The sequence below is a fragment of the Massilia genomosp. 1 genome (assembly GCF_011682185.1).
Classification (GTDB): Bacteria; Pseudomonadota; Gammaproteobacteria; order Burkholderiales; family Burkholderiaceae_D; genus Telluria_A; species Telluria_A rubra.
The window spans coordinates 76,824-97,173 of record NZ_WHJF01000012.1 but is presented as its reverse complement, the minus strand read 5'-3'; the positions used below and the strand labels follow the sequence as shown (position 1 = coordinate 97,173).

Genomic DNA, 20,350 nt, shown 5'->3' with positions numbered 1-20,350 from the left:
CTGCTCTGGGGTAGAATTCATGTCGGGCAAGGTGTGTTCGTGCTGATAGGGTAGGTTTTTAGATAACTCCCATTCTATCAATCACTTACGGCATTCTTGCCCTTTTTTGTGCAAAATTCAGGCTAGAAAAACTCGGCCGTATCGTTGGACGCCACCGCATGCAGCAGGCCGCCCGAGACCAGCTGGTCGTAGTGGCAGGCCTGGTTGCGCCCGTGGCTCTTGGCGTAGTACAGCGCCTGGTCGGCATGCCCGAGAATGATCACCGGCGATTCGTACGGGCTGATGCTCACAAAACCCACGCTCACCGTCACCTGGCCCACCTGCGGGAAATCGTGCGACTCGACATTGGTGCGGAAGCGGTCGATGATCTTTTGCGCATTCTCCAGGGTTGTCGAGCGCAGCAGCACCACGAATTCCTCGCCGCCGAAGCGGAACACCCGGTCCTGCGAGCGGAACGACGATTGCATCAGGTTGGCGATCAGGATCAGCACTTCGTCACCGTACAGGTGGCCGAACTTGTCGTTGACCAGCTTGAAATGGTCGACATCGACCACCGCCAGCCACTGCTTTTCGGCATCCGAAGGCTGGCGCCGTTCTTCCCGGCCCGGTTCCAGCGACTCTTGCTCGGCCGTGACGTGCAGCATCTTGGCCAGCTGGTCGTCGAAGGTCTTGCGGTTGAGCAGCCCGGTGAGCGAGTCGCGCTCGCTGTAGTCGAGCAGGTTCTGGAAGTTGCGGTACACGCTGACGATCCCGCCGATGACGTGGATGGTGTCGCTCGTGTACGGGGTCGGGTGCAGGATTTCGAGGCAGGTGTCGACCTTCTCGCCGATCCAGATCGGCAGCCACAGGGTGCGCTTGCCGTCTTCCGACAGGCTTTCGGCGCTGGTGTCGTTGCGCGCGATGCAGGCGGCCAGGGCCGGGTAGCTGCTGATCGGCTCGCCGAGCGCATTCACGTCGGCAGGCTCCTCCATGCGGGCCACGCCGCCGGCGCAGATGCTGGCGCGCGCACGCACGTACTGCTGGCCGCGCACATGCATGATGGTCAGCACGCGCGTCTGCGACGCCCGCGCCAGTTCCTGCACCGCCGAGATCACCGAGATGTCGAGCATCGTGTGGTCGCGGTGGCCAGTCATGTCCACCATGTGTTTAAGAAGGGAATCCATGTCGTTCTCGGAAATGTGAATCAAACTACTACCACGTAGCGGAGGCATGTCCATCGACACGGCGAGCTGGCCTACCTGATTGCCGGACCCCCTCGGCTGGCGCTTCGCCTTGGCGCCGCGTCCCGCGCCAGCCGAGGCTATGCACGATAACCTCATTTTGCTTTTTAGGCAATTGTCATGCATAAACGCTTGCGTTCACCCGATTCTACCGTTGTGTGACGGCTTACGGCTCACCGCACAGCAACTTTTTCGCCATCGTGTCGTATATCGACAGTTTCCATAATAACAAAAATAGTACCATTAGGAAAGTTGTGTTAAGTCAAGTTGTGGTTTCTGCGGATCTTTATAGTGAACTCAATGGCGGGAAAATTGAAGTACAGCAACAACGTACGTCAAGGTAAGGCGGCAGCTCAGCCACACCCTGTGCCAGAAGTTGGCAGTCTTAACTAACCGGAGGTCACCATGAGCACCATCACCACCGCAGTGCAAGCCTTTATCAACGACGAAGACGGCGCCACCGCCATCGAGTACGGCTTGATCGCCGCGCTGATCGCCGTTGCGATCGTCACGTCGTTGAAGAGTGTGAAAACCCAGCTGGTCACCTTGTTCGGCCAGGTCGTCACCGGCCTGACGGTTCCCTAATCCCCTGCAGCTCGGATAAGCTGTCCGTTCGCTACACCCAGCTCCCGGAACAGGGCCCTGTTCCGGGAGCTTTTTCACGTCCGCCGTTATGGCCTTGCGCTCCAGGATATTCCCCTTTTTCTCACTAAATAATTCCCTCTAGGAAAATTGTCTTAGGTCAAGTTGCTGTTGCCCAACATCGTTACAGTGAACTCAATGGCGGAAGTTGGAGTACAGAAGCAAGGTACCTCCAGGCAAGGCAGCAGCGCTGCCGCATCTGGGCCAGAAAGTGGCAGTTTTAATCTAACCGGAGGTCATCATGAGCACCATACCCACCGCAGTGCAAGCTTTTATCAACGACGAAGACGGCGCCACCGCCATCGAGTATGGCATGATCGCGGCGCTGATCGCTGTCGGACTGGTCACGGCCCTTACCAATGTGAAGACCCAATTGGTTGCCTTGTTCCAGCAGATTGTCACCGACCTGACAGTTTCCTAACGCCATCCCAGCGCTGATCAGCCATTGTTCGCCACACCTCGCTTCCCGGACGGGCACTCCTGTTCCGGGAGCTTTTCACGTGAGCCGCCCATGCCCGCCTTGTCGCTTTCCCAATTGGTCCTGATCGCCCTGTTGTTGGCCGCCGCCACCACCGACCTGGCCTCGCGCCGCATTCCCAACCGTCTGCTGGCGGCCGCCCTGGCCTGCGCCGCCATCCTGCACCTGTGTTGCGGAAGACCCCTGGCCCTGCTCGATACCGGCCTGGCCGGCTTCGCCACCGGCCTGCTGCTGTTCCTGCCCCTGTACTGCCTGCGGGGCATGGCCGCCGGCGACGTCAAGCTGATGGCCACCGTGGGCGCCTTCACCGGTCCCGCCATGGCCCTGCAGATCGCGCTGGCCGCCTTTTGCGCGGGCGGCCTGATGGCGCTGGTCATGATCCTCGCCAGCGGGCGCCTGCGCGACACCGGCGCCAACCTGATGGCGCTGCTGCGCCCCCTGTTCCTGCGCCTGTGCGGCATGCCGGTCGTGGCCGAGCCACTACCGACCCCGAGTGTGGGAAATATGCCATACGCGCTCGCGATCGCCGGCGGCACCTTTTTCACTCTGGCGCTGCCCTGGCTCTAAGTTTCCGTGCGGCCATAGCTTGTTCCGTATCAAACCGGCACGGGGGCTGGTGACTAAAATAAATTGTGGCTTCAGGAAACGCCACCTGTCTATGCGAGGAACCCAAGATGAGTCATACCGCCCCGACCGGCGCGCTTCCGCCCAGCGGCTTACGGATCCGTGCCGCGTCACCCGATTACGCCGGCGGCAGCGCGCCGCCGCAGCCGCGCTGCGTGCGCGACACCGGCCTGGAACTGAGCCTGATCGTGGAACTGGTCGCCAAGGCGATGTATTCGATCGGCAAGGTCCACCTGCCCGTCCTTACCGGCAAGCTCAAGCTGTCGATCACGGTCCTGCGCGAAGCGCTCGACGCCATGCAGGCCGGTCACCTGGTCGAAGTGGCGGGGCGCGGCGATTCCGACCTCGACGTGCATTACCAGCTCACCGAGGGCGGGCGCCTGCGCGCGGCCGAGTTCCTGGCGCGCTGCCGCTACGTCGGCCCGGCCCCGGTCACCCTGCAAGCCTACCGCGACCTGGCCCAGCGCCAGTCGGGCCGGCAGGCTGGGACGGCCCAGGTCGGCATGGCCGAGATGGCCGCCGCCTTTGCCGACGACGTGCTCGAGCCGGACGTGCGCGACCTGCTCGGCGCGGCCCTGCAGTCGCGCCGCCCGCTATTGCTGCACGGCCCGTCCGGCAGTGGCAAGACCACCCTGGCGCGCAGGCTGGGGCGGCTGCAAACCGGGCTGGTGGCCATTCCGCATGCGATTTTGGTCGAGGGCCATATCGTGCAGTTCCACGATCCCGCCGTCCACATCCCGGCCCCGCCCCAGCATGCGCGCCACAGCGAGGAGCGGCGCAACCCGGATGCGCGCTGGATACTGTGCCAGCGCCCGCTGGTCCAGGTCGGCGCCGAGCTGGGCTACGAGATGCTCGACCTGCGCCTCGACCACGCCAGCGGCGTGTACCGCGCGCCGCCGCACTTCATGGCCAATAACGGCATGCTGGTGATCGACGACCTGGGGCGCCAGCGCCTGCCCACCGAAGAATTGCTCAACCGTTTCAGCGCCCCGCTCGACAGCGGCTGCGACCAGCTCACCATCGAAGGCGGCTACAAGATCGCAGTGCCGTTCGACGTCACGCTGGTGCTGGCCACCAACCTCGCGCCGCAGGTCTTGCTGGACGAATCGTTCCTGCGCCGCATCGGTTACAAGATCCTGGTCGGGCCGCTGTCCGAGGCGTCCTATGCGCGCTTGTTCCGGCGCCAGTGCCACCAGCATGCGCTGGCCTGCGACGAAGACGTGCTGTACTACCTGATCACGCGCCTGCATTACGCCAGCGGGCGGCCGCTGCTGGCCAGCTACCCGGCCGAGCTGCTCGGGCGCCTGCACGATTTTGCCGCCTTCGCCGGCACCACCGCGCGCCTCTCCGCGGCGGCCATCGAACAAGCCTGGCGCAGCATGGCGCTGGACCAGGCCGCGCCGGCCGCCGCGCCGCCGCCGATGACGTTTTCCGCCGATAGCGGCACCACCCTGTACGAGAGGATCATATGAAAAACAAACGCGCATTGCTGACCATGGGCGTGGCGGTCTTGCTGGGAATCGCCGCGGTGGTCCTCGCCTCGCTGTGGCTGCTCCGGCAGCCGGGCAATGCCTCCAGCCGCATCGTGGTCGCCAGCGGCGATATCAGCCGCGGGCAGCGCCTCTCGCCCGACATGCTGCGCCTGGTCGACTGGCCGGCCGCCACCACCCCCAAGGATGGTTTCAAGGACAGCCTCAAGCTGAGCGAGCGGGTGCTCAAGGATAACGTTCTCAAGGGCGAGCCGCTGACCGAGGCCAAGCTGGCCCCGCCCGGCACCCTGGGCGGCTTGTCGGCCCTGATCAGCGAAGGCAAGCGCGCCATCACGGTGCGCGTCAACGATGTCATCGGCGTGGCCGGTTTTGCGCTGCCGGGCAATTACGTGGATGTCATCGTACACACCGAGCGCGATCCGGACGAACACGCCAAACAGTCGCGCAACGGGCTGCACATTTCGAAGATCGTGCTCGAACGCATCCTGGTGCTGGCGGTGGCGCAGGAAGTGGGGCGCGATGAAACCAAGCCGAAAGTGGTCAACGCGGTCACGCTCGAAGTCACGCCGGAACAGGCCGAAGCGCTCGACCTGGCGCGCGGGGTCGGTTCGCTGTCGCTGGCGCTGCGCAACCAGGTCGATCCGGGCTCGCCGCAGACGAGCGGCGCCACCAAGGCCAGCCTGCTCGACGAGCTGGCCGCCGCCGCGGCCGCCGCGCCGGCGCCGGCGGCGGCGTCCAAAAGCGCGGCGCCGCCGGCCAGGCCCAAGGCGCCCGCGCGCGCCGCGCCGCGCAGCGCGCCGGTGGTGGTGGCGCACGCCCGCCGCGACTGCGTCAGTGTATTGAATGGCGTGACCACCTCACAAGAATGTTTTTGATGTTCGCGCACTCACCTTTCCGTCACCTCACAGGATGGCCGCTATGAACAACCGCATCAAGCAAGGAACACGGACCGGCGCCGGCGCGCTCGCGCTGCTGCTGGCGCTGGCCGGCGGCGCGCACGCCGCCGACAAGCAAGCCCAACCCCAGGCCGAACGCGCCGACAGCGGCCCGCGCTGCAGCGGCCAGGCCGCGCGGCCCGGCAATCTGACCCTGTTGGTGGGCAAGTCGAACCTGATGCGCCTGCCCGAACCGGTACGCAACCGCAGCATCGGCAACGCCGCCGTGGTGCAAGCCATGCTGGTCGCGCCCGACACCCTGTATCTGCTCGGGGTCGACGTCGGCACCACCAATATGATCGTGCAGGGTAAAAGCGGGGCTTGCAGCATCGTCGACATCGTGGTCGGCATGGACCCCGCCGCGTTGCAGGCCAGTCTGGCCACCCTGATGCCTGAAGAAAAAGATATCCGGGTCCACAGCGCCGCCGACTCGCTCGTGCTCAGCGGCACCGTGGCCGATGGCGCCGCCGTGCTGCGCGCGGTCGAACTGGCGACCGCTTTCGTCAGCCGGCCGCTGCGCTCGCTGGCGCAGCAGGGCGGCGACCCCGCAACCGGGGGCGCGGCCGCCACCACCGGCGCCAGCGGCGGCGCGAGCGGCGCCGGCGCGGCGCCGGCGGCGCGCGTGATCAACCTGCTGGCGGTCGGCGCACCCCAGCAAGTGATGCTCGAAGTGAAGATCGCCGAAGTCTCGAAAAGCTTGCTCGAGCGGCTAGACGGCAGCGTCAAGTGGGGCTTCGGCTCGGGCAGCTGGGCCACCACCCTGCTGGCCGATTTCATCACCGGCAATGCCCAGGCCGCGCTCGGCGTGCGCCGCGCCAGCGGCAAGGGCGTCACCCTCGAGGCCCAGAAGCAGGATGGCATCGTGCGCGTGCTGGCCGAGCCGAACGTGATGGCCGTCAGCGGCCAGGAAGGCAGCTTCCTGGCCGGCGGCAGCATCTTCATCCCGGTGGCCCAGGAAAACAACAAGGTCACCCTGGAAGAGAAGGAATTCGGGATCGGCCTGCGCTTTACCCCGACCGTGCTGGCCGGCGGGCGCATCAACCTGAAGGTGGCGCCGCAAGTGTCGGAAGTCTCGCGCGAAGGGATCGGCATCTCGGCCGCCGGTTTCAGCGGCGGCGCGGTGCTGCCGCTGATCACCACCCGGCGCGCCAGCACCACCTTGCAACTGCACGATGGCCAGAGCTTCGCCATTGGCGGCCTGATCAAGAACAACCTGATCGCCAACCGCAAGGGCTTGCCGCTGCTGGGCGAGGTGCCGGTGCTGGGGGCGCTGTTTCGCAGCACCGATTTCCAGCAAGACCGCACCGAGCTGGTGTTTGTCGTCACGGCCCACCTGGTCAAGCCGCTGCCGCCCAACTACAGCTTGCCCACCGACAGCCTGGCGCCGCTCTCGCACAGCGAGGCGCTGCTCGGCGCGCGCCTGGAAGGCGCGTCGCAGCCGGCCGCCGCGACGGCGCCTGGCGCCCCCGGCCAGCCGCTCACGCACAGCGGTTTTGAACTGAAATAGGAGAATGCCATGAACACCCGCATCGTTCGCCGCATCGCCAGCCTGCTGGCAGCCACGCTCTTGCTGGGCGCTTGCTCGAGCACCCCGAACTGGGACGCGCGTTTCGGCCAGTCGCTGCGCGCCGCGCTCGCGGCCCAGGCCATCGACCCGGGCGCGGCGCGCGCCAACCGTCCTGTCAGCGGACTCGACGGCAAGGCCGCGGCCGCCGCCCACGAGCGCTACCAGCGCTCGGCCGAGGCGCCCGCCGCGCTCGCTCCGATGGCCGTCGGGGCCGCAAAATGAGCTCGGCGCGCCTGCTTCCCTGGCGCCGGCGGCGCCAGCGCGGCTCCTACGCGATCGTGTTCGCGCTGATGCTGATGCCGCTGATGCTGATCGGCGGCATGGCCATCGACCTGTCGATGGCATTCATGCGGCGCGCCGACCTGCAGAGCGCGGCCGACGCCGCCGCGCTGGCTGCGGCGCGTGTACTCGACGGTAGCGCGGCCGGCATCGACAATGCCGAGCAGCAGGCCAAGGCCATCATCACTGCCAGCTATTTCGGCCTTGCCAAAATGCGCTGGTTGTCTGGCGCGCTGCGCTTGAGCGACAGCCCGGACCCGAACGGCCAATGGCTCGCGGTCGGTGCCGCCAGCAGCGACGCCAACCGGCTGCGGATGCGCTATGCGCGGATCGACACGACCGGCCTCGATCCCCTGTTCGGCAGCGTGCGCACCGTGTTTGCCGCCGCCATCGACCCTCTCTACGCCAGGCTGCAAGTGAGCGCGCGCGCGGTGGCCGGGCGCAGCACGGTGCAGGTGACCCCGCTGGCCATCTGTGCCCTCGACACGCAGCGTCAGCAGGCGCGCGTCCACGGCACTGGCCCGACCCAGCTGACCGAGCTGATCGAGCACGGGTTCCGGCGCGGGGTCAGCTACAATCTGCTCAATCTGAACCCGAACGGCAACACCGCGCTGCATTTCCAGGTCAATCCGGTCGATTTTCCACCCGCGCTCGAGCGCGCCTCGAACAGCTCACTCAAGGCGCTGCGGCCGATGGTGTGCAGCGGCACCCTGGCGCTGCCTTTCCTGCCCGAAAATGCGACGCTGTATGTGCGCCGCGACTTCCCGTCCTCGCTGACGGACGAACTCAATTCGCGTTTCGGCATCCTTGCCGGCAGCGCCTCGAGCTGCGATTCGACAGCGGCCCCGGCCGATACCAACGTCAAGGAATACAACGTGCCCGCGTTCTGGACGGAGCTGCCGGTGCTCACCCCCGCGCGCACCTCGATCGCGGGCAGCGCGCGCGCCTATGAGGATACTGGAAAAAATCGCCTGGTCACGATTGCCGACATGGATACCGTTATCGACCCCAGCAAAGCGGAAGACTACGGACCGCTGTGGGCATTTGCCAAGCCGCTGAAGTTTCCGGGCCCCACCGCGAGCACGCCGGGCGTCACATTCCTCAAGGCCGACTGGCCCACCCTGTACCGGGTCAAGACCGGACAGGTCAAGGCCGCGACCATCGCGCCGGGCGACAGCGCCGCCATGCCCTACGAGGCAAGCTCGAGCACGTTCCGGACAGCGCCGATACCGGCCAGCTACCCCAGGCTCAAGGGCCGCAGGATCCTCAACATTCCGCTGCTGTCATGTCCGGTGTCGGGCGGCACGGCGACGGTGCTGGCGGTCGGGCGCTTTTTGATGACCTCGCGCGCGACCGTAACGCCGCTGGCGGTGTACGGCGAATTCGGCGGCCTGGCCGATCCAGCCACCCTCGCTTCCTCCACCGTCCTGTTCCGATGAAAGGGCCCGCCATCATGCCGCCTCGTGTCCCGCGCCGCACCCGCGGTATCGCCCACATCGAACTGGCCCTGATCCTGTGGACCATGGCGACGCTGCTGCCGCTCATCTTCAGCTTCGGTCACATCTTCTATGTGTATTCGGTGCTCAAGCAGGCCAACAAGGACGCCGCCGCGTCGCTGGCCACGGTCCCGATGGCGGAGTGGGCGATCAGTGAGTCGATGAACAGTCCCATGAAGGTGCGCGCCATCGCCATCGCCGAGCAGGCCATGGCCAGCGCCGGCATCGGCCCGGACCTGGTGCTGGTGCCGTTCATCGTCTGCAAGCGCCAGGACGACGACCAAACGGCCTGCGGCGGTGTCGAGCGGCCCGACACGATCACGGTCAGCCTGCAGGTGAGGATGCCGATGGGCGCCATCATGGATATGTTCAACGTCGGCGAGTCCCTGAAGATCCGCACCAGCGTGACCGTTCCATATAACAACTGAGCACAGGAAACTGATGATGAACCTTCAAGCCAGCCGCCACGACCGTTTGCAGCGGCGCGCGCGCCAGCGCGGCGCCACTCTCGTCGAGTTCGCCATGACCCTGCCGATCTTCCTGCTGTTCATGCTGGGCCTGTTCGAAGTGGCGCGCGCGATGTACTTGTGGAACGCGCTGTCGGACGCCACCCACAACGCCGCGCGCGCGGCCGCCATGATCGACGCCAACGACAAGGTCGCGCTGGCGGCGCTGAACCAGAACGCCAGCGTGGCGGCACGCGCGGGCGGCATGGCGCTCGGCGCAACCGGGGGCGACGCGCGTCTCGTGATCGCCCACCTGCGCAGCGATTTCAGCGCGCTCACCGACCTGCCGGCCTGCCCCTCGCGCAACATTATCAACTGTAACGCCAAACCGGACGGGCCCACCTCCACCTGCGTGCGCTACGTGCAAGCGCGCCTGTGCGCGCCCGGCACCGGCGCCGAATGCGTGCCGGCCCGCTACAAGCCCCTGTTCAGCGGCCAGTATCTCGACTGGAGTTTTGCCTACCCGACTTTTGCCACCGTCACGCCGGCGGGCTCGCTCGGCCACCAGAGCGGCGTGACCGAAGACTGCCCCGCTTTCAACTGAAGCGCGCCCCCACCCACGAGGATGTTCCATGAAAGCTTTACTGATTACCCAAGACAGCCAGCTGCAAGCCGAAATCGCCGCCCAGGGCGCCGCGCGCATGCCGCCCGTGACCCTGGTGGCGGTGCGCAGCCGCCTGCGCGATGCGCTCGAGCGGGTGTTGCCGGACAGTCCGGCGCTGGTGATCGTGGACGCCAGCGGCCTCGATGAAGACGAAGCCGAACTGCTGGTGCGCCTGGCCAAGCTGTACCCGGGCGCGACCTTCATGCTGCTCACCCGCGACCAGCAGCAAAACCTGTTGATCCGCGCCATGCGCGCCGGCGTGCGCGAAGTGCTGCAACTGCCGCTCGTGCATGGCGCCTTCCACGACGCCATCAACCGCATCGCCGACGCCGCCAATGCGGGCAAGGTGTGCGACGGCAAGGTGCTGGCCTTCATTTCCTGCAAGGGCGGCAGCGGCGCCACCTTTTTGTCGACCAATTTCGCCTATGCCCTGGCCAGCCTGGCCGACAAGAAAGTGATCCTGATCGACCTGCACGGCCAGTTCGGCGACGCCACCCTGTATGTGTCGGACCAGAAGCCGGCCATGACCCTGTCCGATGTGTGCAGCCAGATCGCGCGCATCGACGGCGCCTTTCTCGACTCGTGCCTGGTACACGTGACGCCCAATTTCGGCATCCTGGCCGCGGCCGACGACCCGGCCCACGCGGTCGAACTCAAGCCTGAGCAGATGGACGTGATCCTGCGCGTGGCGCGCCAGCACTACGATTACGTGGTGCTCGACGTGGGGCGCCAGATCGACGCCATTTCGCTGCGCGCGCTCGACAACGCCGACGCCATCTATCCGGTGCTGCAGCTGGCCCTGCCCGACCTGCGCGACGGGCGCCGCCTGCTCGACATTTTCCGCTCGCTCGGCTACGCCATCGAAAACACGCGCCTGATCGTGAACCGTTACGAAAAGGGCGGGCGCCTGCGCCTGCAGGATGTGCAAGCCTCGCTCGGCGCCGAGGTCATGCACACGGTCCCGAACGACTACGTGAACGTGACCGATTCGGTGAACCAGGGCGTGCCGGTGCTGCAACTGTCGCGCGCCAGCCCGGTGGCGCGCAGCCTGGCCGAGCTGGTCGAGCTGGTCACCGCGCGCCGCGTGCCGGAAGCGAAGGGCTTGCTCACGCGCCTGTTCGGGCGCGCCGAAGTCGAACAATAGCCGCACCATCGCCAAACAATAACCTGCCCAGGAGAATCCCATGACCTTACGCGAGCGCCTGACGGCGAGCGAGGACAGCCGCCACAGCCAGCCGGCCGAGCCGGAGTCGTCCAACCACGCCTACCACGACCTGAAGAAGAACATGCACCAGATGGTGCTCGACCGGATCGACCTGGAGCGCTTGAAGCGCCTCACCCCCGAGCAGTTCAAGCACGAGCTGGGCCTCTTGGTGCAGCACATCATCGAGGAAGAGCACATCGTGCTCAACCAGCACGAGCGGCACGACCTGGTGCTCGACATCCAGCACGAAATGCTCGGCTTCGGCCCGCTCGAGTCGCTGCTGGCCGACCCGACCGTCTCGGACATCCTGGTCAACACCTACAACCAGGTCTACGTGGAGCGGCGCGGACGGCTGGAACTGACCGACATCACCTTCCACGACAGCGCCCACCTGATGAAGATCATCGACAAGATCGTCTCGCGGGTCGGGCGCCGTGTCGACGAATCGAGCCCGATGGTCGACGCCCGCCTGCCGGACGGCTCGCGCGTGAACGCGATCATCCCGCCGCTGGCGGTCGATGGCGCGATCCTGTCGATCCGGCGCTTTTCGGCCACCCCGCTCACCGTCGAGAACCTGCTGCGCTACAAGAGCATGACCCCGCCCATGGTGCAGGTGCTGCAGTCGCTCGGGCATTCCAAGATCAACATCCTCATTTCGGGCGGCACCGGCAGCGGCAAGACCACCTTGCTCAACCTGCTGTCGGGCTTCATTCCGGCCAACGAGCGCATCATCACCATCGAAGATGCGGCCGAACTGCAGATGCGCCAGCCGCACGTGGTGCGCCTCGAGACGCGCCCGCCCAACATCGAAGGCAAGGGCGAGGTGACCCAGCGCGCGCTGGTGCGCAACGCGCTGCGCATGCGCCCCGACCGCATCATCCTGGGCGAGGTGCGCGGAGCCGAGGCGATGGACATGCTGCAGGCGATGAACACCGGGCATGAAGGCTCGCTGGCGACGATCCACTCGAACACCCCGCGCGACGCCCTGGCGCGCCTGGAAAACATGGTCGGCATGGCCGGCGTGACGCTGACCCCGCGCGCGGTGCGCCAGCAGATCTGCTCGGCCATTACGGTGGTGCTGCAGGTTACCCGCCTGACCGATGGCGCGCGCAAGCTGGTCAGCCTGCAGGAAATCACCGGCATGGAAGGCGAGATGATCGCCATGCAGGAAATCTTTTGCTTCGAGCAAACCGGGGTCGACGCCGAGGGCAAGGTGGTCGGGCATTTCCGCGCCACCGGGGTGCGCCCGCGCTTCGCCGACCGCCTGCGCCTGTTCGGCGCGGCCGTGCCCGACTCGGCCTTCGACCCCAGCCGCATTTTCGAATAGGAACGACCATGGATTATGTCTTCTATGCCTTTGCCGTGCTGCTGTTCGCGGCCGTGATCCTGATGGTCGAGGGCGGCTGGCTGCTGTGGTCGGAAACGCGCGGCGGCGGCGCCTTGCGCATCGCGCGCCGCCTGCGCGTGATGTCGGGCGCCACCGACATCGAGGGCGGCACGGTCTCGATCCTCAAGCGGCGCCGCTTCAGCGCGTCCGATACGCTCGACGGCATGCTGCATCGCCTGCACCTGGCGCAGGCGATCGACCGGCTGCTGATGCAGGCCGGGGTCAACTGGATGGTGGCGCAGTTCCTGGCGGCCTCGCTGGTGTTGCTGTGCGCCGGGGCGCTGGCGGCGCATGCGTGGGACACGCCGGCGCTGCTGACCTGGGCGCTGCTGCTGACCGGTGCGAGCCTGCCGTATGGCATGTTGCGGCGCACGCGCGCCAAGCGCCTGGGCAAGATCGAGCAACAGTTGCCCGAGGCGGCCGACTTCCTGGCGCGCGCCATGCGTGCCGGGCACTCGTTTACCAATGTATTGCAAATGGTCGGCAGCGAACTGCCCGAGCCGCTCAGCGGCGAATTTCGCATCGTACACCAGGAAATCAACTACGGCGTGCCGATGAACGAAGCGCTGCACAGCCTGGCCGAACGGGTGCCCCTGACCGACTTGCGCTACATGGTGATCGCGGTGCTGATCCAGCGCGAGTCGGGCGGCAACCTGGCCGAAATCCTGGGCAACATCGGCCACATCATCCGCGAACGCCTCAAGCTGCTCGGCCAGATCCGGGTGCTGTCGGCCGAAGGGCGCATCTCGGCCTGGATTTTGGGCCTGCTGCCGTTTGGGGTCACCGCCATGATGTACTTTGCCAATCCCGAGTACATCAGCATGCTGTGGACCGACCCCGACGGCAGGCGCCTGCTCGGCTACGCCGGGATGATGATCACCATCGGCGTGCTGTGGCTGCGCAAGCTGATTCATATTCGCGTCTAGGAGAAAGCCATGAGCGGCTCGCAATTACTGTTTCTGCTGATCGTGTTCGGGGTCGTGGTCGGCCTGGCGGCCCTGGCCATGGCCACCTTCTGGCCCGGCTACATGCGCCAGCGCCTCAAGCGCGTGGGCGCCAGCGCCGCCGACGCCAGCGTGGGACGCAGCGATGGCTGGGTGGAAAAGGTGGCCAAGGTGGCCCAGCCTTTCGGCGCGCTGTCGCTGCCCGAGCAGGGCTGGGAAAAATCGCCCCTGCGCACCCGCTTCATGAACGCCGGCTGGCGCGGCCAATCGGTGGCGCCCCTGTATTTCGCCGCCAAGACCTTGCTGGCGCTGTTGCTGCCGGCGCTGGTGGGACTGTGGATTGCGCTGTCGATCGAGGTGATGAGCGGACAGCTCATCATGCTGATGCTGCTGGGCGCGGCCACCGTCGGCTACTACCTGCCCAACGTCGTGCTCGAAATCACGGCGCGCAAACGCCGGCGCGAGATCTTCGAATCGATTCCCGATGCGCTCGACCTGCTGACGGTGTGCGTGGAAGCGGGCCTGAGCCTGGAGCGCGCGCTGATCAAGGTAGCCGGCGAAATCCACATCAAGTCGATCGTGCTGGCCCAGGAAATGCAGCTGGTGCTGATGGAAATGCGGGCCGGCTTCAGCAAGGAAAAGGCGCTGCGCAACTTCGCCATGCGCAGCGGCGTGGAAGACGTCGACACCCTGGTGGCGATGATGATCCAGTCCGAGCGCTTCGGCACCAGCATGGGCACGTCCCTGCGCGTACACGCCGACACCTTGCGCACCAAACGCCGCCAGATGGCCGAGGAACAGGCGGCCAAGATCGGCGTCAAGCTGATGTTCCCCCTGATTTTCTTTATCTTCCCGACCCTGCTGATGGTCTTGCTCGGCCCCGCCGGCATGCAGATCATGCGCACCCTCAGGTCGGTCAACGGACAGTGACGTCCTTGTTATGCCTTTACCGGAGCAGCTCATGCGACGCACCCTGACCCGTACCACCCTGCTGATCGGCGGCGCGCTGCTGCTGGCCTGCGCCGATCCGCGCAGCCGCGTCGCGAGCGCCCATGCGCCCGCGGCCGCGCCAGTCAGCGCCGAGGACGCTTATGTGACGGGACGCGGCGCCCACCTGGCGCGCCGCCACGACGCCGCGCTGGCCGCCTATCGTGCCGCGCTGGCGCGCGATCCGGCCCACCTGAAGGCGCGCAACGGCCTGGCCACCCTGTACGCCGAGCAGGGCGATTTTGCGCGCGCCATCGCCCTGTGGCAAGCCATGACGGGCGAGGGCGCGGACGGGCAGGCCAGCGCCTTCCTGTTCAGTAATCTCGGCTATGCCCACTTCCTCAACGGCCAGTTCGAGCAAGCCCTGGCGGCCCTCGAAAAAGCCTGCCTGCTCGACCCGCTCAACGAGCGTGCCTGGGACCACCTGGGCGGCGCGCTCGAGAAGCTCGGGCAGCACCAGCGCGCGCAGCAGATGTACCGCCAGGCCAGCGTCCTGCGCACCCACGATCTCAAGGCCGACTATGCGCTTGCCGAGCGCGCCGGCGTGGCCGCCATCGACAGCGCGCTCAAGGCTGGAGGCCAGGCGCCGGCGCCAGAGCCGCAGTGGGACCGGACCGAGGTGCGCCAGGACGCCTCCGGCGTGTTCGTGGTGCAGCGCGTGGGCGCGGCCGTGGCGGCTACCCCGGCGCCGCTGATCGCGGCGCCAGCGCCGGCGGCACGCTCCGGCCAGGCCCTGCTGGAAATTCGCAACGGCAATGGCGTGGCCGGCATGGCGCGCTCGCTGGCTGGCACGATGGACCAGCGCGCCGTGCGCGTGGTGCGCCTGAGCAATCAGAAAGGATTCGGCGTGCGCCAGACCCGCATCGAATACCAGCCGGAATTTCGCGAGGCCGCCGAGCGCCTGGCCCAGCGCTTCGGCGCCGCGCGCGTGCTGGCCGTGGGCCAGATCGGGCGCGCCGACGTGCGCCTGGTGATCGGGAGCGACATGGCGGCTGGCGCGCCCGCCGCCGCGCCGGCGGACGCTGCCGTCGCCGCCGCGCGCACCAGGCCGCTGCCGGGGCAGGGCTGATGCGGCATTGAGGGCTGGTCCGTTTGTGCCATATCAAATCCGGGGTGGACGCTCACGTGACAATAGCGTGATCGAACCACTTACCGGAGTATTTCCATGAACTTTGCAGAACGTTTCATCCGCTTCCTGTGCGGCCTCGCACTGCTGGCGCTGGTTGCCTGCGCACCCACGCCGCAGCGCGAAGGCGCGGGCGAATTCATCGACGACACCATCATCACCGGCAAGGTCAAGGCCGCGCTGGTGGCCGACCCCGACCTCAAGGCCACCCAGATCAATGTCGAGACTTTCAAGGGCACGGTGCAACTGAGCGGCTTTGTGCCGGCCGAGCATATCGGGCGGGCGGTGTCGCTGGTGCGCAGGATCGATGGCGTCAAGGATGTCAAGAACGACATGGTGCCCAAGCGCTGATCCGGCCCTGGCGGCGCTGGCCGGGCCGTGTTCGCGCTCAGCCTTTCAGCAGGGCTTTTTCGGCTGCGCTCAGGCGCTTGGCGCTGACGGTCACGACGGTCATGTTGGCGTCCGCGCCGGCTTGCACGGCGAGCGTCGCGGCAAGGCGCGGGGCCGGTGCGCTGGCGGTGGCAAAGCTCGTTGCCGAGACCACGACGAGGGCGGCGACGAAGATGGTTTCCATGTTTTTTGCGATGTTCATGATGTTTTCCTGTGTGTGAAGTTCGTTGGGTTGAGTGAACTATAGCGACAGGGGCGATGGTCAACACCGCGATTGCGACGAAGCGCCGGTTTGGCGGGATGGAGCGTCAAATTGAGGGTAAAAGCGTGCCTGGCGGGCGCCTGCCAGCGGCTGGCACAGGCGCCTATTTCTTGAAGCGGATGGTCATTTCGGGACGCTGCTCGAGGCTGCCGATTTTCCACGAATAGGTGCCGAACAGGCCGAAGAACGACGGGGTCGAGGTGGCATTGTGCGAGAGCACCTCGGCGCTGATCGGCACCGTCACCGACAGCTTGCCCTCGAGCTTGATGCCGAGGGCGGCCATGCTGGCTTTTTCCTTGTCATCGAGCTTGCCCGCTTGCAGGGTCAGCACGCGATCCGGGCCGGTGCGAATGCGCAGCATGCCGAGCAGGTCGAGCGCCTGGCCGGGCTGGCGCCTGCCTTCGACGCTCAGGTCGTAGCGCGCGTTACCGTTGTAGGCGGCCTGGCGGATCTCGCCATTGCGCTCCAGATTGGCGGCCTGGTCATGCATGCCCGCTTCCGCTTTCGGGCCGAGCTTGTTGCCATTGGCCATTTGGCCGGCCGCCAGGGTATGCACGGCGGTGCCGGCGTAGGAATACTCGTAGCTGCCATCGGACTGAAACGCAGTCCGGGCGGTAAAGCGTTCGGGGACCAGGCATCCGGTCAGCAGCAGGGCGGCGCACGCGCCTGCGTACAGGAGTCGACGGCTCATCGGGCAATCCATGGAAGGTCGGAAACGCGCAGTGTAGCTCAGTCAATACAATCTTGTCAGAGTAGACAAATTTGCTTACAAGGTGCAACGTCACTTGCCGGGCGTGCGGGCAGCGCTACCCTCGTGCTACCCCCGTGCCGCGCCCCTGAGCACCGCCGGCGCGATGATGCGGTGCATCGGGGTCACCGGCAGCATGTAGAGCCGCCCGAGCCAGTTATGCACATGCACCACGGTCGACACCGTGGCCAGCACGTTGCCGCTGCCGGCATTGACCGTCTTGCACACCGACAGGATCACGTCGAGGTGCTTGTCCTTGTCGCCCAGCAAGACTTCGTCGGGCGTGTTGGCGAACAAGGTAAAGATGCCGACCCGGTCGCCGACCTGATAAGCCGAGGCCGGCTTGGCCGGATCGAGCATGGACAAGGTGCCGAGGTTTTTCAGGCCCAGCAGCGACACCACCCGGTTGCGCAAGGTCATCAGCCGGTTGACCCAGCGCGGCGTGCCGGCCGCCGCTTTCAGAAACAAGTCGAGCGCGCTGGCGGCGGGAATGGTGGTTTCAAGGGGTTTGGCGTGCATGGCGTCCGCGCGGAAGGGCAGTTCGTGCCGGTCCGGTCGGACGCGCGGCAGCGCGCGCCGCGCACGGAGCTCATCGATCCGGTCGGCGCCCGCCCGCGTTTACTGCATGAACCAGCCGTGGCTGACCACGATCGACTGCCCGGTCAGCGCATTGCTCGGGAAGGCCGCAAGGAACAGGGCGGTCTGCGCCACATCCTCGACGGTGGTAAATTCGCCATCCACGGTTTCCTTGAGCATCACGTTCTTGACGACATCCTGTTCCGAGATGCCGAGCGCCTTGGCCTGCTCGGGAATCTGCTTTTCGACCAGCGGCGTGCGCACGAAGCCGGGGCAGATGACATTGGCGCGCACGCCGTGCGCCGCGCCTTCCTTGGCCACCACCTTGCACAAGCCGATCAGGCCGTGCTTGGCCGTCACATAGGCCGACTTGAGCGGCGAGGCTTCTTTCGAATGCACCGAGCCCATGTAGATCACGCTGCCGCCGCGCTTTTGCGCATACATCACTTTCAGGCAAGCGCGGGTGGTCAGGAAGGCGCCGTCCAGGTGGATCGCCAGCATTTTTTTCCAGTCGTCGAAGGCAAAGCTCTCGACCGGGGCCACGATCTGGATGCCGGCGTTCGAGACCAGCACGTCGATACCGCCGAAGCGCGCGGCGACGGCCGCGATGCCCGCCTCGACTTCGGCTTCGCTGGTCACGTTCATGGCCACTGCCATGCTGCGCTCGCCCGAGGGATCGAGTTCCTTGGCGGTGGCCTCGGCCGCTTTGAGGTCGAGGTCGGCGATGACGACCTTGGCGCCGCTCTCGAAATAGACTTTGGCGATATGTTTGCCGATGCCGCTGGCGGCGCCGGTGATGACAGAGACTTTATCTTGCAGGTTCATGGGATTCCTCTTTCAGCAAATGAGTGGTGGCACTGGCGTGCCGGGAGGTCAGGAAATCGTAAATGGCGGGGCTCTTGTCGACCGGCGGCAAGGCCAGGATCTGCGGATGCGACAAGGTCAGCGCGGCGTCATCGTAGCCCGAACGCCAGTGTTCGTTCATGGTGACGCGCGAAAATTCGAAGTCCTTCGACTGGCCTTCGTAATTGCGCGAGCGGTACACCAGCTGGACGATGTTGTAGACCGCTTCGTCGGACGCCTCGGCCAGCAGGCGCGCCTGGGGCGTGCCGGCCAGCGCGGGCGGCATCTTGGCCAGCAGCTCGTTAAACGCGGTGCGCAGCTCGGCCAGTTTGCGGAACTTGTCGGTGGCGGCCCGCGTGCGGCTGGAAAACTGCACTTCCTTCATACGCACGGCCACCTCGGTCAGGTCGCGCGGCAGCGCGCCGCTGGCGCTCCACAGGTCGACCTGCAGCACCAGGGTATCGACCCCCGAGTGCGACGACAGCACCCAGTCGAGCGGGGTGTTCGAGACCAGCCCGCCATCCCAGTAATGCTCGCCGTCGATCTCGACCGCGTCGAAGCCCGGCGGCAGGGCGCCGCTGGCCATGATGTGTTTGGCGGCGATGGTGTCGACCGCGTTGTCGAAGTAGGCGAAGTTACCGGTGCGCACGTTCACGGCGCCGACCGACAGGCGCATCTCGCGGCTGTTGATGCGGTCGAAATCGACCAGACTGTTCAGCGTGCCTTCCAGCATCGAGGTGTCGTAATAACTGGTGGCGCCGCGGTTGGCCATCGGCAGGTACGGCGGCGGCATGCGCGGCTCGAAAAAGCCCGGCACGCCGTGCGAGAGCACGCGCCCGGCCGCCATCTGGTTGGCCCAGCCGCGCAGGGTGTCGCCGGTAAGCAGGCTGGTCCACCATTCGCCGGCGCCGCCGTCGCCGGCATTGCTGACCGTTTCCCAGAAGCTGCGCAGTTTGGCGACCCGGTCCGCGCGCGGGTTGCCGGCGATAATCGCGCTGTTGATGGCGCCGATCGAAATGCCGGCGATCCAGGTCGGCTCGATGCCCGCTTCCAGCAAGCGCTCGTAGACGCCGGCCTGGTAGGCGCCGAGCGCGCCGCCGCCCTGCAACAACAGGGCGATGCTGCCGAAGGCCGAGGCGCACGGGCGCGCCGCTTCGGGCGGCGCGCTGGCGCGATTATGCAATGTTGAGCCGTCACGCATGTTCGGGCACCGGAACGTCGAAACCATTGAGCGTGGTCGATACCATGGAATAGAGTCCGACCAGGTAGATTAGTTCATTGGTGCCCTTCTGGCCGAAGGTGGCCAGCGCCAGGCGATAGATCGGCTCGGGCAGCAGGCCGCCGCGGCACAGGGCGTAGGCGAGGTCGTAGGCGACGCTTTCTTCCTTGTTCAGGTCGGATGGCTTGAGGTCGGCCACCAGGGTCGCCAGGCGTTCGACCGGCATGCCTTCGGCCTCGGCCACGGCGATGTGGGCGTACAGCTCGTAGGCGGCGTCGAAGCGGGCGCCGACCACCAGGATGGCGATCTGGCGCACGTTGTCCGGCAGCACGGCGTTGGCGGTCATGGCCAGGGTCAGGTTCCAGATCGCCTTGCCGATGGCGGGCTCGTGCAGCCACGGGTTCCACGGCCCCATCAGGGCGCCATCCTCGCGCTGGGAGACGAAGGCGTTGAAGTTCGAGGCAATGCCTTTGCGCATGTCGTCGTACAGGGGCTGTTGTTCGGGGGTGAGGTCGGAAGGGGCGATCAGGGGCAGGCGCATGGTGGCTTTCGTGGTTGGCAACGGGGGAAGCCGAACCGGTCCATGCGGTGAATGCGCGGCCGTGGCCGGTGCGGGAGGATCGTTTCAGCTCGTTGCCAAAGAATACACCGGCTTACTTAGGCGAAAATTGCTTCGTGCGCAAGTCGATTGCGCGAGCGGACAGCGATGCGGCAATCCGAGCGGTCTGCTTGGCTATTTTACGATTACGCCAGCATGGTAGCGTCAGTACTCGATCGGCTTCTCATGTAAAAAATACGCCATTATTTTTACATGAGAACATCG

23 protein-coding genes are annotated in these 20,350 nt (G+C 66.1%); 16 read left to right on the top strand and 7 right to left on the bottom strand.

Annotated features, from left to right (window positions below):
- Window positions 1-122: 122 nt before the first annotated feature.
- Window positions 123-1,163, bottom strand: a complete 1,041-nt coding sequence (locus F1735_RS07060; RefSeq protein WP_167236271.1) for a GGDEF domain-containing protein — start codon at window positions 1,161-1,163, stop codon at window positions 123-125.
- Window positions 1,164-1,625: 462 nt separating this feature from the next.
- Between F1735_RS07060 and F1735_RS07055 the strand changes: the two genes are divergently transcribed.
- From F1735_RS07055 to F1735_RS06980, 16 genes are all read left to right on the top strand, one after another.
- Window positions 1,626-1,805, top strand: a complete 180-nt coding sequence (locus tag F1735_RS07055; RefSeq protein WP_167236270.1) for a Flp family type IVb pilin — start codon at window positions 1,626-1,628, stop codon at window positions 1,803-1,805.
- 298 nt (window positions 1,806-2,103) lie between these two features.
- Window positions 2,104-2,283: a Flp family type IVb pilin gene (locus F1735_RS07050; protein ID WP_167236269.1), complete on the top strand. Its 180-nt coding sequence runs from the start codon at window positions 2,104-2,106 to the stop codon at window positions 2,281-2,283.
- Window positions 2,284-2,373: 90 nt separating this feature from the next.
- A complete protein-coding gene (locus F1735_RS07045; RefSeq protein WP_167236268.1) occupies window positions 2,374-2,907 on the top strand; it encodes a prepilin peptidase in 534 nt (177 codons plus the stop codon).
- Window positions 2,908-3,014: 107 nt separating this feature from the next.
- Window positions 3,015-4,436, top strand: a complete 1,422-nt coding sequence (locus F1735_RS07040) for an ATP-binding protein (protein WP_167236267.1) — start codon at window positions 3,015-3,017, stop codon at window positions 4,434-4,436.
- Window positions 4,433-5,329, top strand: coding sequence for a Flp pilus assembly protein CpaB (gene cpaB / locus F1735_RS07035; RefSeq protein ID WP_167236266.1), 897 nt, complete (start codon window positions 4,433-4,435; stop codon window positions 5,327-5,329). The genes F1735_RS07040 and cpaB overlap by 4 nt, the downstream gene beginning before the upstream one ends.
- Window positions 5,330-5,372: 43 nt before the next feature.
- On the top strand, window positions 5,373-6,896 hold the full coding sequence (locus F1735_RS07030) for a type II and III secretion system protein family protein (RefSeq protein WP_167236265.1): 1,524 nt from the start codon (window positions 5,373-5,375) through the stop codon (window positions 6,894-6,896).
- Between the two features lie 9 nt (window positions 6,897-6,905).
- A complete protein-coding gene (locus F1735_RS07025) occupies window positions 6,906-7,178 on the top strand; it encodes a hypothetical protein (protein WP_167236264.1) in 273 nt (90 codons plus the stop codon).
- The gene (locus tag F1735_RS07020; RefSeq protein ID WP_167236263.1) at window positions 7,175-8,674 is read left to right on the top strand and encodes a TadE/TadG family type IV pilus assembly protein; all 1,500 of its coding nucleotides are present in this window, start codon (window positions 7,175-7,177) and stop codon (window positions 8,672-8,674) included. The genes F1735_RS07025 and F1735_RS07020 overlap by 4 nt, the downstream gene beginning before the upstream one ends.
- Before the next feature lie 14 nt (window positions 8,675-8,688).
- Window positions 8,689-9,159 (top strand): hypothetical protein, encoded by a 471-nt coding sequence (locus tag F1735_RS07015; protein ID WP_167236262.1) that lies wholly within the window; start codon window positions 8,689-8,691, stop codon window positions 9,157-9,159.
- A 13-nt stretch (window positions 9,160-9,172) separates the two neighbouring features.
- Window positions 9,173-9,781 carry a TadE/TadG family type IV pilus assembly protein gene (locus tag F1735_RS07010; protein WP_167236261.1) on the top strand — a complete coding sequence of 203 codons (609 nt, stop codon included), beginning with the start codon at window positions 9,173-9,175 and terminating at the stop codon, window positions 9,779-9,781.
- A 28-nt stretch (window positions 9,782-9,809) separates the two neighbouring features.
- On the top strand, window positions 9,810-10,985 hold the full coding sequence (locus F1735_RS07005; RefSeq protein WP_167236260.1) for an AAA family ATPase: 1,176 nt from the start codon (window positions 9,810-9,812) through the stop codon (window positions 10,983-10,985).
- A 40-nt stretch (window positions 10,986-11,025) separates the two neighbouring features.
- Window positions 11,026-12,372, top strand: a complete 1,347-nt coding sequence (locus F1735_RS07000) for a CpaF family protein (protein ID WP_167236259.1) — start codon at window positions 11,026-11,028, stop codon at window positions 12,370-12,372.
- An 8-nt stretch (window positions 12,373-12,380) separates the two neighbouring features.
- Complete coding sequence (locus tag F1735_RS06995) at window positions 12,381-13,358, top strand: type II secretion system F family protein (protein ID WP_167236258.1); 978 nt, start codon at window positions 12,381-12,383, stop codon at window positions 13,356-13,358.
- A 9-nt stretch (window positions 13,359-13,367) separates the two neighbouring features.
- On the top strand, window positions 13,368-14,306 hold the full coding sequence (locus F1735_RS06990) for a type II secretion system F family protein (protein WP_167236257.1): 939 nt from the start codon (window positions 13,368-13,370) through the stop codon (window positions 14,304-14,306).
- Window positions 14,307-14,337: 31 nt separating this feature from the next.
- Window positions 14,338-15,432 carry a LytR C-terminal domain-containing protein gene (locus tag F1735_RS06985; protein WP_167236256.1) on the top strand — a complete coding sequence of 365 codons (1,095 nt, stop codon included), beginning with the start codon at window positions 14,338-14,340 and terminating at the stop codon, window positions 15,430-15,432.
- 96 nt (window positions 15,433-15,528) lie between these two features.
- Window positions 15,529-15,840 carry a BON domain-containing protein gene (locus F1735_RS06980; protein ID WP_167236255.1) on the top strand — a complete coding sequence of 104 codons (312 nt, stop codon included), beginning with the start codon at window positions 15,529-15,531 and terminating at the stop codon, window positions 15,838-15,840.
- 37 nt (window positions 15,841-15,877) lie between these two features.
- Here F1735_RS06980 and F1735_RS06975 read toward each other — a convergent pair whose 3' ends face one another.
- The 6 genes from F1735_RS06975 to F1735_RS06950 all read right to left on the bottom strand — a co-directional run bounded on the left by F1735_RS06975 (window position 15,878) and on the right by F1735_RS06950 (window position 20,068).
- A complete protein-coding gene (locus F1735_RS06975; RefSeq protein WP_167236254.1) occupies window positions 15,878-16,081 on the bottom strand; it encodes a hypothetical protein in 204 nt (67 codons plus the stop codon).
- Between the two features lie 163 nt (window positions 16,082-16,244).
- The gene (locus tag F1735_RS06970; RefSeq protein ID WP_167236253.1) at window positions 16,245-16,832 is read right to left on the bottom strand and encodes a hypothetical protein; all 588 of its coding nucleotides are present in this window, start codon (window positions 16,830-16,832) and stop codon (window positions 16,245-16,247) included.
- Between the two features lie 126 nt (window positions 16,833-16,958).
- Window positions 16,959-17,408 carry a DUF2867 domain-containing protein gene (locus F1735_RS06965; RefSeq protein ID WP_167236252.1) on the bottom strand — a complete coding sequence of 150 codons (450 nt, stop codon included), beginning with the start codon at window positions 17,406-17,408 and terminating at the stop codon, window positions 16,959-16,961.
- A 99-nt stretch (window positions 17,409-17,507) separates the two neighbouring features.
- Entirely contained in the window at window positions 17,508-18,290 is a 783-nt protein-coding gene (locus tag F1735_RS06960) for a 3-hydroxybutyrate dehydrogenase (protein ID WP_167236251.1), read from the bottom strand.
- Complete coding sequence (locus tag F1735_RS06955) at window positions 18,274-19,509, bottom strand: DUF3734 domain-containing protein (protein WP_167236250.1); 1,236 nt, start codon at window positions 19,507-19,509, stop codon at window positions 18,274-18,276. The genes F1735_RS06960 and F1735_RS06955 overlap by 17 nt, the downstream gene beginning before the upstream one ends.
- Entirely contained in the window at window positions 19,502-20,068 is a 567-nt protein-coding gene (locus tag F1735_RS06950) for a carboxymuconolactone decarboxylase family protein (RefSeq protein ID WP_167236249.1), read from the bottom strand. Before F1735_RS06950 ends, F1735_RS06955 begins: the two co-directional genes overlap by 8 nt.
- Between the last annotated feature and the right edge of the window lie 282 nt (window positions 20,069-20,350).